14 protein-coding genes are annotated in these 16843 nt (G+C 72.1%); 7 read left to right on the top strand and 7 right to left on the bottom strand.

The features are described from left to right. Nucleotides 1-38: 38 nt before the first annotated feature. A complete protein-coding gene (locus tag LX83_RS34490; RefSeq protein WP_253779461.1) occupies nucleotides 39-413 on the top strand; it encodes a beta/gamma crystallin domain-containing protein in 375 nt (124 codons plus the stop codon). Here LX83_RS34490 and LX83_RS34485 read toward each other — a convergent pair. Further along, nucleotides 401-1612, bottom strand: a complete 1212-nt coding sequence (locus LX83_RS34485) for a tetratricopeptide repeat protein (RefSeq protein ID WP_253779458.1) — start codon at nucleotides 1610-1612, stop codon at nucleotides 401-403. The genes LX83_RS34490 and LX83_RS34485 overlap by 13 nt on opposite strands. Before the next feature lie 81 nt (nucleotides 1613-1693). Between LX83_RS34485 and LX83_RS34480 the strand changes: the two genes are divergently transcribed. Continuing rightward, the gene (locus tag LX83_RS34480) at nucleotides 1694-2035 is read left to right on the top strand and encodes a hypothetical protein (protein WP_253779457.1); all 342 of its coding nucleotides are present in this window, start codon (nucleotides 1694-1696) and stop codon (nucleotides 2033-2035) included. 154 nt (nucleotides 2036-2189) lie between these two features. On the opposite strand, the gene LX83_RS34475 is transcribed toward LX83_RS34480, so the two are convergent. The 5 genes from LX83_RS34475 to pdxR all read right to left on the bottom strand — a co-directional run bounded on the left by LX83_RS34475 (nucleotide 2190) and on the right by pdxR (nucleotide 8102). Continuing rightward, the gene (locus tag LX83_RS34475; protein ID WP_253779455.1) at nucleotides 2190-3173 is read right to left on the bottom strand and encodes a coiled-coil domain-containing protein; all 984 of its coding nucleotides are present in this window, start codon (nucleotides 3171-3173) and stop codon (nucleotides 2190-2192) included. A gap of 125 nt (nucleotides 3174-3298) precedes the next feature. Beyond that, nucleotides 3299-4750 (bottom strand): ABC transporter substrate-binding protein, encoded by a 1452-nt coding sequence (locus LX83_RS34470; RefSeq protein WP_253779453.1) that lies wholly within the window; start codon nucleotides 4748-4750, stop codon nucleotides 3299-3301. Nucleotides 4751-4787: 37 nt separating this feature from the next. Next, nucleotides 4788-5645 (bottom strand): carbohydrate ABC transporter permease, encoded by an 858-nt coding sequence (locus LX83_RS34465; RefSeq protein ID WP_253779451.1) that lies wholly within the window; start codon nucleotides 5643-5645, stop codon nucleotides 4788-4790. After that, nucleotides 5642-6616 carry a carbohydrate ABC transporter permease gene (locus tag LX83_RS34460; protein WP_253779448.1) on the bottom strand — a complete coding sequence of 325 codons (975 nt, stop codon included), beginning with the start codon at nucleotides 6614-6616 and terminating at the stop codon, nucleotides 5642-5644. The genes LX83_RS34465 and LX83_RS34460 overlap by 4 nt, the downstream gene beginning before the upstream one ends. Before the next feature lie 91 nt (nucleotides 6617-6707). Then, nucleotides 6708-8102, bottom strand: coding sequence for a MocR-like pyridoxine biosynthesis transcription factor PdxR (gene pdxR / locus LX83_RS34455; RefSeq protein ID WP_253779446.1), 1395 nt, complete (start codon nucleotides 8100-8102; stop codon nucleotides 6708-6710). A 47-nt stretch (nucleotides 8103-8149) separates the two neighbouring features. On the opposite strand from pdxR, the gene LX83_RS34450 reads away from it, so the two are divergent. Next, the gene (locus tag LX83_RS34450) at nucleotides 8150-8653 is read left to right on the top strand and encodes a cupin domain-containing protein (protein WP_253779444.1); all 504 of its coding nucleotides are present in this window, start codon (nucleotides 8150-8152) and stop codon (nucleotides 8651-8653) included. Between the two features lie 7 nt (nucleotides 8654-8660). Here LX83_RS34450 and LX83_RS34445 read toward each other — a convergent pair whose 3' ends face one another. Then, entirely contained in the window at nucleotides 8661-10364 is a 1704-nt protein-coding gene (locus LX83_RS34445; RefSeq protein WP_253779433.1) for a serine/threonine-protein kinase, read from the bottom strand. Nucleotides 10365-10524: 160 nt separating this feature from the next. On the opposite strand from LX83_RS34445, the gene LX83_RS34440 reads away from it, so the two are divergent. From LX83_RS34440 to LX83_RS34425, 4 genes are all read left to right on the top strand, one after another. Continuing rightward, a complete protein-coding gene (locus LX83_RS34440; RefSeq protein WP_253779430.1) occupies nucleotides 10525-11643 on the top strand; it encodes a hypothetical protein in 1119 nt (372 codons plus the stop codon). Nucleotides 11644-11799: 156 nt separating this feature from the next. Next, complete coding sequence (locus tag LX83_RS34435) at nucleotides 11800-15177, top strand: pyruvate carboxylase (RefSeq protein WP_253779428.1); 3378 nt, start codon at nucleotides 11800-11802, stop codon at nucleotides 15175-15177. Between the two features lie 182 nt (nucleotides 15178-15359). Continuing rightward, nucleotides 15360-16013, top strand: a complete 654-nt coding sequence (locus LX83_RS34430) for a hypothetical protein (RefSeq protein WP_253779426.1) — start codon at nucleotides 15360-15362, stop codon at nucleotides 16011-16013. Beyond that, nucleotides 16003-16344, top strand: coding sequence for a hypothetical protein (locus LX83_RS34425; RefSeq protein WP_253779424.1), 342 nt, complete (start codon nucleotides 16003-16005; stop codon nucleotides 16342-16344). The genes LX83_RS34430 and LX83_RS34425 overlap by 11 nt, the downstream gene beginning before the upstream one ends. Nucleotides 16345-16843: the final 499 nt, after the last annotated feature.

Below are 16843 nucleotides of genomic sequence, written 5' to 3'. Positions count from 1 at the left end.
GGAGTTTCCCGCGGATGTGCGGAGTACGGTGAAACCTCGTGAAGAATCTCTTCAGCGGTGTCCGAGGATCACTCAAGAAGCTTTTCGTCGTGGTGGTGGCCGCCGCCGGCATGACGGTCGCGGCTCCGGCGGTCCCCGCCTTCGCGATCAACGCCGTCAGCTGCACGTCGGACGAGTTCGCCTGGATCCGCTTTGGTGACACCGGAGACAACAGGTGGTGTTACGCCAATTCCGGTGTCGCGTACGTGGAAGGCTACGGCGTCAGGTCTTTTCATTCGGGCAACAACAAGGTGACGTTCGACTACACCATCATCGAGAATGGTTACCGGCATTCCCTCATTTTGGACAAAGGGCAGGAGCACACCCTCACGTTCGGTCTCCGGGCCATCGTGCACACCATTCAGATCTGGTGAGGACGTTGCCGTAGCACACCCTCGATGTGATCGATCGTTCCGCCGTGCTCGACGGCGGTGTGGAGCAGTCCGCCGGTTTGTGCGGGGCCGGCCCCCTGGTCCTGCTCGCGCACCAGCTCGGTCAGGTAGCCGACCGCCCGCTGGTCACCTGCGTTCGCGGCCCTGGTCAGCCAGGTGACCACGGTGGCGGTGTCCTGCTCGTCCACCGGCAGCACCTTGAACAGTTCCATGGCGTCGTGGGAGCTGGGCGTGCGGCGCAGCGCCACCAGGCACCACCACTTCGCCCTGGCGACGTCGTCGTGGTCGAGCAGCTTCCTGGCCAACGAGGTGAGCACCGACGACGGCGTGGGGTCCGAGTCGAACAGGAGACGCGGCAGGGGCCGCGCCGTGGGGCGTTGCAGCCAGGAGTCCGCCGCCGCGGTCCTTCCGGTGCTCTCCAGCAGCAGGGCCAGGCTGATCACCGCCTGGGGGTCGCCGGCCTCGGCCAGCTCTCGGCAGGCGCGTTCCGCTGTGGTGCAGTCGGCTCCCTGTGCCGCGTGCCGGGACAGGTCGAGCGCGGCCCTCCAGTTCTGCGGATCGAGTTCCACGGTGCGCCGCAGCCAGTGGGCGGCTTCGGCCTGCTGCCCGTTCCGGGCCAGCACATCCGCCAGTTGGCAGGTGGCGGTGGCGTTGTCCGGGTGTGCCGACAGCTCTCGCCGCCACCAGTGCGCGGCCTCGGCCAACCGGGTGGGCCGGTCATCCGGGTCGGTGTCCTCGGGTTCGAGAAACCGTCGGCCCCAGCGGAGATCGTCCGACAGCAGCATCGCCAGGCCGGTGATCGCGGCGGTGCTGGACGGGGCGACCGCGAGCGCGTGCCGGTACCAGTGCAGCGCCTCGTCCCGGTGCGCCCGGAACTGGCGGTACAACTCGGTGCGCTCGCCTTGGTCGCTCCCCTGCCAGAAGGCTGTGGTCAGGTCGGCTCGCCGCACCAGGAGGTCGGCCAGCAACACGGCGGCGAGCGCGTCATCGGGGTCGAGGTCGAGCGCCCGGCGCAGCCAGTGCTCTGCCTGCGGAGTCGTGGTTCCGGCCTGGAACACCAGCCCGGAACCGAGCAGGCTGAGCTGGTGGCCGAGGTGCCGGGCGGCTCCTGGCCGGTCGGCCTCGGCGGCCTGCCGCAACGATGCCAGTCCGTCGTCCGCGCCGGGTGCCGAGATCGCCATGACGCACATCCTGCCAACGTCGACTGACAGACGCCGCTGTTAGGGTCCCGGCACCAGCGGTTCCCCGGGCGGAGGTCGGCCTTGTTCAGCTACTACGTCCTGCACCACGCCGTGCGCGTCGACCCACAGCACGGGGACACGACAACCGACATCGTCGTGCTCAACAACCGCACCGACCTGGTCCACGTCCTGGACGACCTGCGCGGCGGCGACGCCGAGGACCACCACTACTGGCTGTTCTCGGAGATCCGGGTGTTCCAGCACGGCCGCCAGGTTTCCACTGTGGACCTGCTCGGGCCGGTCGAGCCGGCGCGGTGGGCGCTGGACCTCGACCTCCCGCCGCTGGTGGACCCGGTGCTGCCGGTGGGCCACCCGGTCGTGGTCGACGGCTGGCCGGTCCGCTACGGGCGCACGGTGCTGTAGCGGTAGCACCGGGGCGACGGGTGGGCTGGCTCGTCGGTTTCGCGCAGAACGGCCGGCTCCCAGTCCATCCTCTGTGGACGAACCGGGGAGCCGGCCGGGTGTCGGGTGTTCGGACGAACTGCGTTGTTCGGAACGAGCCGGTGGGACAGTGCGCTCAACTGGTGGGGCGTGCCTCCGGTGACTCCGGCTTGCTGGCCGGGCCGGTCGCCGGCTTGCCGGCGGCAGCCGCGGCGGCCGGCGGCGTGTTCGGCTGGGCCGCACCAGCCGGAGCGCCCGGAGCCGGAGCACCTACCGCCTGCGCTGCCGGGGCCTGGGCGCCCGGGGCCTGCGCACCTGGAGCCTGGGCGGCGGGCGCCGGCGTGCCCTGCGGCTGCTCGGCGGCCGGATCCAGCTGTTCGGCTGCCTGGTCGAGGACCTCGCGGGCACCGGCCAGCTGGGCGGCGATGGCCTGGCGCAGGCTGCGCAGCTTGGCCACCTGCTCGTCGGCCTCGGCGATGCGGCGCTCGGCCTCGCGCCGCAGTCGAGCCGCGTGCTCGCGCGCCTCGTTCATCAGCTTCTCGTGCTCGGCGGCGAGCTTGGCGCGCAGCTGGTCGTACTCCTGCTGCAGGTCGGCCCGCTGCTTGGCGTGCTGCTGCTCCAGGTCGTGCTGCCGCTTGGCGTGCTGCTGCTGGAGGTCGGCGCGCTGCTTGGCGTGCTCCTGCTCCAGCTGCTGCCGGCGCTTCTCCTGCTCCTCCACCATGCGCTGGTGCCTGGCCCGCTGCTCCTGCGCGTAGGCGTCGGCCTGGCTCCTGGTGTTGGACGCGTACTCCTCGGCCTCACGCCGCTGGTCGGCGATCTCCTCCTCGGCCAGGCGCATCATCACCTTGACGCGCTCGGCCATCCCGGTGGTGCTGTTCGGGTTGGTGGAGATCTGGGCCAGCCGCTGCTTGACCTCGGCCAGTTCCTGCTGGGTCTGCCCGAGCACGCGGGACATCTCCACGGACTGGCCCAGCGCCTGGTTGCGCGCCTTGGTCGTGGCACTCAGCTCGTACTGGAGCCGAGTCACGAACTCCTCCACCTGGCGTTGGTTGTAGCCACGGCGGACGACTTCGAAATGCGGTGGCCGCATGATCAACTCGGTGTCATCAACACCCGTCATTCCCCCACCTTAATGGGTCGGGCCGGGACGACTGGAGCCACGCCTGGTGACTACGGGCAGGTCATCGGGGGTGGACCGGGTTCGGGACCGGTGTTTCCCGCCCCGGATCGGCCCACCCCGCCGGCTCAGCCGCCCACGGACTGGTTGTAGTCCTTGATCGCCGAGTCTAGGGACTTTTCCGCATCCTGCAGTGCCTGTCGCGGGTCGGTGCCCTGGTGCACGGCGGCCTGCATGGCGCTCTCCTCGGCCTTGCGGGCCTGCGGCATCACGCCCAGCGCGCAACCCTGGGTGGCCTTGGTGAGCGCGGTCGACTCCAGTTGCTTGATGGCGGTGTCGAACTGGGGGCGCTGCGCCCGCCACTGCTTGTCCAGGTCGGTGTCCAGCGCGGACTTGCTGATCGGGAAGTAGCCGGTGGCGGTGTGCCAGGTGGCCTGGGCGTCCGGGGTGGCCAGGAACCTGGTGAACTCCCACGCCGCCCGCTTGTGCGCGTCGTCCTTGCCCTTGCCCACGATCCACAGGGACGCGCCGCCGATGATCGGACCACCGCCGTGGCTGGCGTCGGCCTTCGGGTAGAAGCCGGTGCCCACCTCGAACTTGCCCTCGGCGTTGGCCAGGAAGCCGCCGAGCGACCCGGTCGACTCCAGGGTCATCGCGGTCTTGCCGGAGGTGAAGGCGTTGTCGGACTCGGCGGTGTCGCTGTTGAACTTGAGCGCCAGCCCTTCCTCGGTCATCCGCTGCCACCACTCCAGCTGCTTGACGTGTTCGTCGGTGGCCAGGTTCACCTTGGTGGCCCGGCCGTCCCGGCCGTTGCCCTGGTCGCAGAACTCCTGGCCGGCCAGCGCGGTCCACTGCTCCACGAACCAGCCGTACAGGGCGGTGCCGAAGCCGTACCGGGTGATGTTGCCGTTGGCGTCGCGCACGGTCAGCTTGCGGGCGGCCGCGGTGATCTCGTCCAGGGTGCGCGGCGGCTTGTCCGGGTCGAGGCCGGCCTCGACGAACGCCGTCCGGTTGATGTACAGCAGCGGCATCGAGGTGTTGAACGGCATCGAGTACAGCGTGTTGTCCACCGTGTAGTAGCCGGCGATGTTCGGCTGGATGTCGGAAATGTCCGCCTTGTCGACGTCTACAAAGGACTGCACCGGCACGGTCGAGCCGGAGTCGATCATGAACCTGGTGCCGATGTCGTACACCTGCACCAGATCCGGGGCCTGCCCGCTGTTCAGCGCCGTCTTGTAGGCCGACAGGGTGTCGTCGTAGTTGTTCTTGTACTGCAGGGTGACCTTGATCCGGCCCTGGTTCCGCTGGTTGAACTGGTCGGTGAGCCGCTGCAGCGCCTCGCCGTTCTTGCCGCCCATGGCGTGCCAGAAGGTGACCTGCACCTCGCCCTTGCCGTCCAGCGCGCTGGCCGGCGGGGCGGTCAGCTGCTGGGTGGTCGCGCTCGACGCGCCCGTGGTGGCCGCGCCGCAGGCGGCCGTGCTGGCCGCGGCCAGGCCGAGGGCCACGCCGGCCGTCACCCGGCGCAGGCTGGTCGAGATCCGGCCGGTCCGCGGCGACCGGTGCCGCGCTTGCGTTCGCACAGTGCTTCTCCTTTGTGGTGCCGTCACGGGGCGCGCCTCACTTGACCGCGCCGGCGGTGAATCCCCGGACCAGCCAGCGCTGTCCGAAGACGACCAGCAGCAGGGTGGGGATGAGGGTGATGCTGATGCCCGCCAGCAGCACGGCGGGACTGGCGCCCTCGTTGTTCTTCAACGCGAACACCGCGGACTGCAGGGTGTTCATCGAGTTGTCGCCGGAGGCGATGATCAGCGGCCAGAAGTACATGTTCCAGCCCTGCAGGAACGACCAGACCGCGAGCGCGGTCAGCGCCGGCCGGCAGCTGGGCAGCAGGATGGTGAACAGGAACCGCAGGTGCCCGCAGCCGTCGATCACCGCGGCCTCGCGCAGCTCCCTGGGGAACTGCTGGAACGCCTGGCGGAGCAGGAACACGCCGAACCCGTTGGCCAGGAACGGCAGCACCAGGCTGAGCCGGTTGTCGCCGAGGCCGAGGCTGCGCACGAACAGCGCGTTGGGGACCACAATGGACTCGTAGGGCACCATGATCGTGGCCAGGAACAGCCAGAACAGCGGCGTGCGCAGCGGGGTGCGCAGGAACACCAGGGCGTAGCCGGCCAGGCACGAGGTGACCAGGTGCCCGGCCATGATCACCAGGCCGACGAACAGCGAGTTGGCGAACGCCGGTGCCAGCGGCACGACCGGCTGGTTCCACGCCTCCGCGTAGTTGTCCAGGGTCCAGTCACCGCCGAACAGCCGGGGCGGCTGGTGCAGCAGGGCACTGGACGGCAGGAACCCGCCCACCACGGTCAGCAGCACGGGGAACAGCAGCACCACGGCGGCCACGCCCAGCCACAGGTAGGTCAGCGCGGTGGGCACGGGGCCAGGGCGGTTGAGTCGGCTCCTCGTCGCGGTGCTCACCGGTAGTGCACCCGCCTCTCCAGCACGCCGAACTGGACCGCGGCCAGCAGCACGCCCACCACGAGCAGCACCAGGCCCTGCGCGCTGGCCAGCCCGTAGTCGCTGTTGTTGTTGTGGAACGCGCGGTCGAAGATCGAGTAGACCAGTGTGGACGTGCTGCCGTTGGGGCCGCCGTCGGTCATGATGTGCACCTGGCCCAACGCCTGCAGCGCGGTCAACGTGGTGGTGACCACGGCGAAGAACAGGCTCGGCGAGATCATCGGCAGCACGATGCTGACGAACTGGCGCGGGCCGGTGGCGCCGTCGATGCGGGCGGCCTCCAGCACGTCCTCGTCCACCTGGGCCAGTCCGGCGGCGAGCACCAGCAGGTTGAACCCGGACACGCTCCACACGGTCACCGCGGCCACGGTCACCAGGGCCCAGCCCGGGTCACTGGTCCAGCTCGGCGCCTGCACCCCGACCAGGCCGAGCAGCCAGTTCACCGGTGAGGTGCCCGGGTTGAGCATGATCAGCCACACCACGCTCGCCGCCGACGCGGAGTAGGCGAACGGCAGCGCGAACGCGGTCCGGAAGATCCGCATGCCCGGCAGCTTCTGGGTGAGCGGCGCGGCGATCGCCAGCGGCAGCAGCACGCCAGGCACCACCACCAGCGCGGTGAACAGGAACGTCCGCGCCAGCAGCGCGCCGAACTCCGGGGTGAGCAGTTCGGCGAAGTGGGCCAGCCCCACCGAGCGGGTGGGGTTGCCCAGGATGTCGTTGTCCCGTGTGGACAGATAGACGGCCTGGAACAGCGGGAAGACCACGAACACGCCGAGACCGACCAGGCCGGGCGTGAGCAGCAGCAGGCCCAGCAGTGCCTCGCGAACCCGGTGCGACCGGCCCCCGCCGGGTTTTCCGGGTCTGCCGGTGGGGGGATCTGGCCTGGTCAGCACCGCTGTCGCGGGCGGGACTGGTGCGGTGTGGACGGTCACGGGCCGGGAGTGTGCGCGCGGGGAGCGGCCAGGGGGTGTCCCGGCGGTGGCCGCGAGGTGGCCGGCGGCGGTCCGCCGGATGAGAACCCGCTCAGCCGGGCGGCAGCACCCGGCACAGTGCGGCGACGGCGTTGGCGAACGCGTGCTCCGGTGGGGTGCTGTAGCCGACCACCAGCCCGTCGGCCGCGGGCATGGTGCTGTCCGGGTGGCGGAACGCGGCCAGGCCGTCCAGGGCCAGTCCGGCGCGCCTGGCGGCGGCCACCGCGGCCGGCTCGGTGCCCGGCGGCAGTTCCAGGACGGCGTGCAGCCCGGCCGCGATCCCGGTGACCCGCACGTGCGGGGCGCGCTCGGCGAGCGTGGCCACCAGCTGGTCGCGGCGCCGCCGGTAGTGCTGGCGCATCCGCCGGACGTGCCGGTCGTAGCCGCCCGAGCCGATGAAGTCCGCGAGGGTGAGCTGGTCCAGGGCGCTGGCCCACGCCTCCCGCTCGCCCTTGGCCGCCAGCACGCCGTCCACCAGCCGGTCCGGCAACACCATCCAGCCCAGGCGCACCGCCGGGGACAGGCTCTTGCTGACCGAGCCCAGGTAGAGGACGTGCTCGGGGTCCAGGCCCTGCACCGCGCCCACCGGCTGGCGGTCGTAGCGGAACTCGCCGTCGTAGTCGTCCTCGACGACCAGTCCGCCGCTGTCCCGGGCCCAGTCCACGGCGGCGGCCCGGCGCAGCGGGTGCAGCGGCCCGCCGGTGGGGAACTGGTGGGCCGGGGTGAGCAGGACGGCCCCGGCGCCGGTCGCGGGCAGCTCGGCCACGCGGGCGCCGTGGTCGTCGATGGCCAGCGGGACCGCGCGGATGCCCGCGCCGGTCAGCAGGCCGCGGTGGAAGGCGAGCCCGTAGGCCTCCACGGCCGTGGTGCGCGGCAGCAGCGGGCCGAGCAGCCGCAGCGCGTGGGAGAAGCCCGAGCAGACCACGATGTGGTCGGCATCGGCGCGCACCCCGCGGGCCCGGGCCAGGTAGTCGGCCAGCTCGCGGCGCAGCTCCGGCCGGCCGCGCGGATCACCGGGGCCGAACGCCGCGTTGGGCGCACTGGTCAGCGCGCGCCGCGCCGAGGCGAGCCAGGCGGCCCGGGGGAACTCGGCCGCGTCGGGCTGGCCCTGGCTCAGGTTGTGGCGCGGGCCCTGGAGCGGAGCGGCGGGGGTTGGCCGGCGCTGCCGAGGCCGGGGCGGCTCGGTGCGCAGCGCCACCCGGGTGCCCGAACCCTGCCGGGCGGCCAGCCAGCCCTCGGCGACCAGTTCACCGTAGGCGTCGGCCACGGTGTTGCGGGCGATGCCCAGGTCCGCGGCCAGCGCGCGGTAGGGCGGCAGCCGGGTGCCCGGGGCCAGCCGGCCGGTGCGCACGGCCTCGCGCAGCGCGCGCGTCAACCGCTCGCGCAGGCCGCCCGGGCCGCTCAGGTCCAGGTGCAGGTCGGTCGAATTGGCCCAGGAATCCGCCACGGAAATGCACCATAACCCCGGTCTGTTGGCTGGCTAGGTTCGTTGTCATGACGACGACGGACCTCAACGGGCAGGCGGCGGTGCTGGTGCGAGCCGGACAGGCCGAGCGGCTCACCGACGGACCAGGCAGCCTGATCACGCTGTTCGCCGACTCCGACAGCACCGGCGGCGTGCTGACCAGCAACCGCGCCACCCTCGGCCGGGAAGCCGCCGGCACCCCGGTGCACTTCCACACCAGGGCCACCGAGTTCTTCTTCGTCCTCGACGGCGCGCTCCAGGTGCTGGCCGGCGAGCAGCTGCTCACCCTGCACCAGGGCGACTTCCTCACCGTGCCGCCGCGCCTGCCGCACGCCTTCGCCCCGGCGCCCGGCGCGACCGCGGACGTGCTGGTGCTGTTCAGCCCGGGCATGGCGCGCTTCGACTACTACCGGCTGCTGGACCGGGTGAACCGGGGCGAGGCCAGCCCGGCGGAGATCGCCGCGTCCAGCGAGCGCTACGACAACCACTACGTGGACAGCCCGATCTGGCGCGAGGCGCGGGCCGCCGGCTGAGCCGGCCTCACCGCGACCGCCAGGTCCCGGACTGGCAGGTCAACTGCTCGCCGAGGGGACTGGCCGCGCGGTCGGCCTCGGCCGAGCACCGCTCGCCGGGGAACGGGCCGCTGGGGTTGGAGCCGGCGGGAAAACCGCCGTCGGGCTCGGCCACCCACTGCTGGCCGCCGCCGGTCGCGCGCTGGCAGCGCTGGTTGCGACCGGCGGCCACCCGGGTCTCGCCGAGTTCCGCCGGCCGGCAGTCGGCCACCCGCTGCGGATGCCAGGTCGCGCTCGCACCCGCCGATCCGCTCGGCTGCTGGCCGGCGGTGCCCACCGACTGTCCACTGTGATCGTCCGAACTGGACCCACCGGGCCGGTTCACCACCAGGTAGCCGTAGCCCGCACCCCCCAGGACCAGCAGGAACACCACCAGCACCGGCCACAGCCGGCCCCGGCCGCGCCTGCCCCGCCCGGCGGACCGAGGCGCGGCGGCACCGGGCGGGTGGACCGGGCCGGTGCTCGGCGCGAGGTGCCCGACCACCGGTTGGCCGACCACCGGTTGGCCGGGCACGGGTTGGCTGGGCACGGGTTGAGGCAAGGGTTGAGGCAAGGGTTGAGGCATGGGTTGGCCGGGCACGGGCTGGCCCATCACCGTGGTCCGGGCGTCCGGCGGCGCGCCGATCGGGCCGAAGCTGGCCGGACTGTCCACAGCGGACAGCGATACCGGCGTGGCCGGAGCCGCGGCGGTGACCTGCTCGGCCAGCCGGGGCGTGCCGGCACCGGCCACCGATCCGTCCACTGTGGTCTTCCCGCCCGGCGGCCCGCCGCCGGACACCCCGGCTCCGCCCAGCGGACCCGCGATCGACCAGCCCGCCGGCAGCGCGGCCAGCAGGTCGGGCGCGGCCACCGAGGTGAGCCCGGCCGGCTCGTCCGGACTGGCCGCCAGGGCGGTGCGCAGCGCGTCCCTGGCCTGGTCGCAGCTGGTGAACCGACGGTCCACGGCGGGATCGGCGAGCCGGCGCAGCACCGCGGCCACCGGCGGTGGCACCCCCTCCGGCAGCGGCAGCGCCACGGTCCAGTCGGTCTGGATGTGGAACAGCGCCGAATTGCTCACGTGCACCAGCCGCCGCCCGGCCAGCAGTTCCGCGGCCAGCACCCCCACCGCGAACAGGTCCGTCGCCGGCGCGGGCGGCCGGCCGTCGAGGTACTCCGGCGCCAGGTAGCCCGGCGTGCCGATGGCCGCGCCCGCCCCGGTCAACGCCACACTGCGCCACGCCGCCACCCCGAAGTCGCCGACCACCACGTCGGGTCGGCCCGAACCCGGTGTGCGCAGCAGCAGGTTGGCCGGCTTCAGGTCGCGGTGCACCACGGCACGCGCGTGCAGCTCGGCCAGTCCGGCCAGGGTCTGGTCCACCACCTCGACCACCCAGCGCCACGGCAGCGGCCCGTGCTGGCTGACCAGCTGGCGCACCGAACCGCCCCTGGCCAGCTCGGTGACCAGCACCGCCTGGTCGTCGACCAGCCGGAAGGCGAGCGTGCGCAGCAGGTGCGGGTGCTCGACGCGGATCCGGGACTCGATGACGAACCGCAGCAGCGCCAGTTCGTCGTGCCCGGTGAACTCCTTGACCGCCACCCAGCCGCGCTCGACCGCGTCCCAGGCCAGGTGCACCTCGCCGAAGCCACCCGAGCCCAGCAGGCTCACCCGCGTCCACCGCTCGGCGTCATCCACGACGGTGCAGCTTAGAGATCGCCGCCACGGCGAGTAGCCAGCCAGGTAACGCGTGATGAAACCGAATCCGCCGGGGCCACGTCAGAGGGAATGGCCTGGTCCTGCCGGCCGGTCCGTTCGACCCGTTGATCCGATTCGCGCGAATCCTGGAGTGTGCGTGGTGGCTGCTGTGGTGTCTGGCCGCTGGACGAGGACGCTGGTGGCGGTGGGGGTGGCGGCGGTGGGGATGACCGCGGCCGGCTGCGGCACCGGCACACCCGGCCAGGCCACCGCCGGCGTGAGCGGCACGAGCCTGGCCACCTCGGCCTCGGCCACCACGACCAGTGGCAGCGCGGAGCCGTTCGACGGCGAGGTGCTCAAGCGCGGCGAGGTGGCCGAGCTGGAGGACACCAGCGGTGCCCGGCTGAACCCGGTCAGCGACGGCGACCTGCGCAACTTCGGCATCTCCGCCAAGGTGTTCGAGATCGGCACCACCGACGAGATCACCTCGGGCCGAGGCTACCGGCCGGACACCGGCAACAAGCTGCTGGTGTTCTCGGTCAAGGTGGAACGGCACGAGAAGAGTTCCGCGGTGTCCGGCAGGGTGTCCGCGTCGGTGTCGGTGGAGGGCCGCCAGCAGAACCTGCCCGGCTTCGACGAGCTGCTGTCCTACGGCGAGCAGGACGGCACCCTGCACTACGCGGTGGGCGTGCCCGCGCAGGACCCGCACGACGTGGAGCTGCAACTGAAGTACTCGGACCTGGCCCAGCGCTTCGACCTGCTGGACGGCCGGCGCACCGGCGACCAGCCGGCCGTGCTGTACCGGTCCGACGACTACCCCACGGTGTGGGTGGAGCGGCTGACGCCCAGCTCCTTCGAGTTCACCCGACCCGGCGATGACGAGGGGCCCACCAGGTTCACCATCCCGGTGGAGCGCGCCGAGCTGACCTACTTCGCGCCGGTCACCGGCAACGCCCCCGAGGCGCGGGACAAGGCGTGGCTGGTGCTGCGGTACAAGGCGGTCGGCGAGGGCCCGAACTCCGGCTACGCGTCCCAGTGCGCGGTCCCGCTGCCCGCGTACACCCTCACCGACGACAAGGGCGGCACCTACCAGCCGGTGGACCGGCACTCCAGGTTCGACTCGGACGGCGCGGTGGTGACCTTCGAGGTACCCGCCGACCTGGCCACGGCCACGCTGCGGGTCGCGCCGACCACCCTCAACTGCGACACTGGGGGTACCAGCGAGCCCTGGCCGGCCAGTGGGGCCGCCGAGATCCCGTTCACCCTCCCGGCGAGCTGACCACGACCCTGGGTGAGGGACCCGGTGCACGGGCGGTGTACAGATCGATCACGATGACGTCCGTCACCTGGGACAAGTCTCCCGTGATCCGGGACACCCGGGGTAACGTGCCGTGACCGACCCCTGAGTACCCCTGAGTAACAGGAGGTAGCCGGCATGTTCCGCAAGGTGCTTGTCGCCAACCGCGGTGAGATCGCCATCCGGGCGTTCCGGGCCGCCTACGAACTGGGCGCCCAGACCGTGGCCGTGTTCCCCCACGAGGACCGCAACTCGTGGCACCGGCTCAAGGCCGACGAGGCGTACGAGATCGGTGAGCCAGGCCATCCCGTGCGGGCCTACCTGTCGGTGGCCGAGATCATCAAGGCCGCGCGCAAGGCCGGCGCCGACGCCGTCTACCCCGGCTACGGCTTCCTGTCCGAGAACCCGGAGCTGGCCCAGGCCTGCGCGGACGCCGGCATCACCTTCGTCGGTCCGAGCGCCGACGTGCTCCAGCTGACCGGCAACAAGGCCCGCGCCGTGGCCGCGGCCAGGGAAGCCGGCCTGCCGGTGCTGCGCTCGTCCGCCCCGTCCAGCCGGGTCGAGGAGCTGCTGGCCGCGGCCGAGGAGATCGGCTTCCCGGTGTTCGTCAAGGCCGTGGCCGGCGGTGGCGGCCGGGGCATGCGCCGCGTCGAGGAGCGCTCGGCCCTGCGCGAGGCGCTGGAGGCGGCCATGCGCGAGGCCGAGTCCGCGTTCGGCGACCCCACCGTGTTCCTGGAACAGGCCGTGGTCGAGCCGCGCCACATCGAGGTGCAGGTGCTCGCCGACGGCGCCGGCAACGTGATCCACCTGTTCGAGCGGGACTGCTCGGTGCAGCGCCGCCACCAGAAGGTCATCGAGATCGCGCCAGCCCCCAACCTGGACCCGGCGCTGCGGGAGCGCATCTGCGCCCACGCCGTGGCCTTCGCCAGGCACATCGGCTACCGCAACGCCGGCACGGTCGAGTTCCTGGTGGACCGCGCGGGCAACCACGTGTTCATCGAGATGAACCCGCGCATCCAGGTCGAGCACACGGTGACCGAGGAGGTCACCGACGTGGACCTGGTGCACTCCCAGCTGCGCATCGCGGCCGGCGAGACCCTGTCCGACCTGGGGCTGAGCCAGGACGCGATCACCCTGCGCGGCGCGGCCCTGCAGTGCCGGATCACCACCGAGGACCCGGCCAACGAGTTCCGCCCGGACACCGGCATGATCACCGCCTACCGCTCGCCGGGCGGCTCGGGCATCCGGCTGGACGGCGGCACCGTGCATGCGGGCGCGGCGATCAGCGCGCACTTCGACTCCATGCTGGTGAAGCTGACCTGCCGGGGCCGGACCTTCGCCGCGGCCGTGGCCAGGGCGCGGCGCGCGGTCGCCGAGTTCCGCATCCGGGGCGTGTCCACCAACATCCCGTTCCTGCAGGCGGTGCTGGACGAGCCCGACTTCTACGAGGGCCGGGCCACCACGGCGTTCATCGAGCAGCGCCCGCACCTGCTCACCGCCCGTCACCCGGCCGACCGGGGCACCCGGCTGCTCACCTACCTCGCCGACGTCACGGTCAACCGGCCCAACGGCCCCCGCCCGACCGTGGTCGACCCGCAGGTGAAGCTGCCGGCGCTGGACCTGAGCGAGGCGCCGCCGGCCGGCACCAAGCAGCGGCTGACCGAGCTGGGGCCGGAGGGCTTCGCCCGCTGGCTGCGCGACTCCGACCAGGTGTGGGTCACCGACACCACCTTCCGCGACGCCCACCAGTCGCTGCTGGCCACCCGGGTGCGCACCCGGGACCTGCTCGCGGTGGCCCCGCACGTGGCCCGGATGACCTCGCAGCTGCTGTCCGTGGAGTGCTGGGGTGGCGCCACCTACGACGTGGCCCTGCGCTTCCTGGCCGAGGACCCGTGGGAGCGGCTGGCCGCGCTGCGCGAGGCCCTGCCCAACCTGTGCCTGCAGATGCTGCTGCGCGGCCGCAACACCGTGGGCTACACGCCCTACCCGGAGGCGGTGACCCAGGCGTTCGTGGAGGAGGCCACCGCCACCGGCGTGGACATCTTCCGGATCTTCGACGCGCTCAACGACGTGGAGCAGATGCGGCCGGCCATCCAGGCGGTGCGCGACACCGGCGCGGCCGTGGCCGAGGTGGCCCTGTGCTACACCGCCGACCTGGCCGACCCGGACGAGCGGCTCTACACCCTGGACTACTACCTGCGGCTGGCCGAGCAGATCGTCCGGGCCGGCGCGCACGTGCTGGCCATCAAGGACATGGCCGGTCTGCTCCGCCCGCCCGCGGCGAGCAAGCTGGTGACCGCGCTGCGTCGGGAGTTCGACCTGCCCGTGCACCTGCACACCCACGACACCGCCGGCGGCCAGCTGGCCACCTACCTGGCGGCCATCCAGGCCGGGGTGGACGCGGTGGACGGCGCGTCCGCGTCCATGGCCGGCACCACCTCGCAGCCGCCGCTGTCCGCGATCGTGGCCGCCACCGACCACAGCGACCGCACCACCGGACTGGACCTGGCGGCCGTGTGCGACCTGGAGCCCTACTGGGAGGCGGTGCGCCGGGTCTACCAGCCCTTCGAGTCCGGGGTGCCCTCGCCGACCGGCCGGGTCTACCGGCACGAGATCCCCGGCGGGCAGCTGTCCAACCTGCGCCAGCAGGCGATCGCGTTGGGCCTGGCCGACAAGTTCGAGGACATCGAGGCCATGTACGCGGCGGCCGACCGGATGCTCGGCCGGCTGGTCAAGGTCACCCCGTCGTCCAAAGTGGTCGGTGACCTGGCACTGCACCTGGTCGGCTCCGGGGTCTCGCCCGAGGAGTTCGAGGCCGAGCCGGGCCGGTTCGACATCCCCGACTCGGTGATCGGCTTCCTGCACGGCGAACTGGGCGACCCGCCGGGCGGCTGGCCCGAGCCGTTCCGCAGCAAGGCACTGGCCGGCCGGCCCGCGCCCAAGGGCGTGGCCGAGCTGACCGCCGACGACAAGCTCGGCCTGGAGACCGACCCCAAGCACACCCTCAACCGGCTGCTGTTCCCCGGACCCACCAAGGAGTTCCTGGCCCACCGCGAGGCCTACGGCGACACCAGCGTGTTGCGCAGCAAGGACTTCTTCTACGGGTTGCGGCCGGGCGAGGAGTACTCGGTCGACCTGGAGCCGGGCGTGCGGCTGTTCATCGGCCTGGAGGCGATCGGCGAGGCCGACGAGCGCGGCATGCGCACGGTGATGGCCACGCTCAACGGGCAGCTGCGGCCCATCCAGGTGCGCGACCGCTCGGCAGCCACCGACCTGCCCGCGGCGGAGAAGGCCGACCGGGGCAACCCCAACCACGTGGCCGCGCCGTTCGCCGGCGTGGTCACGCTGGCCGTGGCCGAGGGCGACCAGGTGGAGGCCGGCCAGACCGTGGCCACCATCGAGGCCATGAAGATGGAGGCCGCCATCACCGCGGCCAGGTCCGGCACGGTCACCCGGCTGGCCATCCAGTCCGTGCAACAGGTCGAGGGCGGCGACCTGCTGATCGTGTTGTCCTGACCGGGTTTCCGGCGGGTACCGGGTTCGACGACAGGGTGGGGCGGGGCCGGCAGCACCGGCCCCGCCCCACCCTTGCTCTGTTGCGGTGGGCTCGCGCCGCACGCCTTCCCGTGATGATCATCCCGTGGCACTATCGCTATCGGTAACCAAACCGATGCGAACTGTCACGCTTTAGGGGATTTATGGGCAGACAGAGCGACGCGACAACCCTCCAGGACGTGGCCGCGCGGGTGCGGCTGGCCCTGGACATGACCGAGGAAACCATCGAGATCCTGCACGCCGCGGCCGAGACCGCCACCGAGGCCGCCACACTCGCCGGCACCGCGCTCGCCGGCTCGGCGCACTACCCACCCGAGCTGGCGCTGGCCCGGTTCGACCAGGCGCGCGCCCTGCTCGCCGACCTGATCCAGGGCTGGCAGCAGGCCGAGAACTCGGTCGCGGCGATCCTGGACCGGCTCGGCGGTGGCCAGGACACCCCGGCGGCGCGGGCCGACCGCGGCGCGCCGGCCACCTGGCGCGGCAAGACCGCGGCCGAGCACGTGGGCGACAGCGGTGCGGCGATCGGCCGAGCCGGTGGCCGCCTGCGCACCCGGCCGGTCCGCGAGGTGCGGTCACCGTCCGAACTGGACGATCTGCTCACCACCCTCTCGCGCGGCGGGCAGGTGCTCGACGCGCCCGCCTACGACGGCACCATCCGCGAACTGCCGGACGGCACGCTCATCGGCCACCGGCGTCGGGCGGCCTCGGCCGCGTGCCCGATCGTGGACGTGTTCACCCCGCACCGCCGTCTCAAGATCCACGTGCGACCGGAGGGCTGGGGTCAGCATGTCCGATGACCTGGCCGAGTTGCGGCAGTACGTGGTGGAGGAGATCGTCGAGACCAGGGAGCCGATCTTCTTCGGCGAACTCGTGTACATGGTCACCGAGATCACCCGGGCCACCGACTCGTCCGAGGACCCGAGGCGACGCGCCAGGGATGTCGCCGCCCAGCTGGTCAGGGAAGGCACCCTGCGGCCGGGGGAGCACACCGGCGGGACGTTCGTGCCGTGGCCGACCGGTCCCGAGGAGTCCGCCGACCGCATCCTGGCCGCGGTCGACGCGCTGATCCGCGACAACGTCCAGCCGCTGCCGGGTCAGGTCTGCTACCTCGACCTACCCGCGCGCTAGGGGTCGGGCCGGCGTGGTCAGGTGAATCCGACTCATCTCCCGGTATTCGTCCTGCCCACGCCCCTCATCACCACCGCCGCACCCGCCTGACCGGCCCGTCCTTCACCCACACGGCCCTGCCTGACGTGTCAACTCGCGGGGTTTGCAAAGCAATGCCGTGAAGTTAGGTCGTTGAGCCAGGTGTCAAGTCGGGTGTTGGCGGGGTGATGCTGTAGCTGATCCTCACCCGGGACAAGGATTCGTCGTGTCTGGTCTTGTTGTAGGCAAAGGGCGAGACTGGCCGTTTGACGCGCCGGGGCAGAATCCGTGATCGGCGATGCTTCGGGCCGAGTTCGCGCGGGTTCAGCATCGCGTGGCGGATCCCCGCGGGTACGGCACCGGCCAAGCCCTCGCCCCCACCTGCCGTGCGGGCGAGGACCAGCGAGTGGCGGGCAGCCCGCAATGTCACGGTCAAGGAGATCCGGTCAGGGTCGATACCCCTCTCGGTAGCCGCACGTGC

This window comes from Goodfellowiella coeruleoviolacea (assembly GCF_024171785.1).
Classification (GTDB): Bacteria; Actinomycetota; Actinomycetes; order Mycobacteriales; family Pseudonocardiaceae; genus Goodfellowiella; species Goodfellowiella coeruleoviolacea.
Note: the sequence above shows the minus strand (reverse complement) of the source record. Positions and strands in the feature narration are given on the sequence as shown.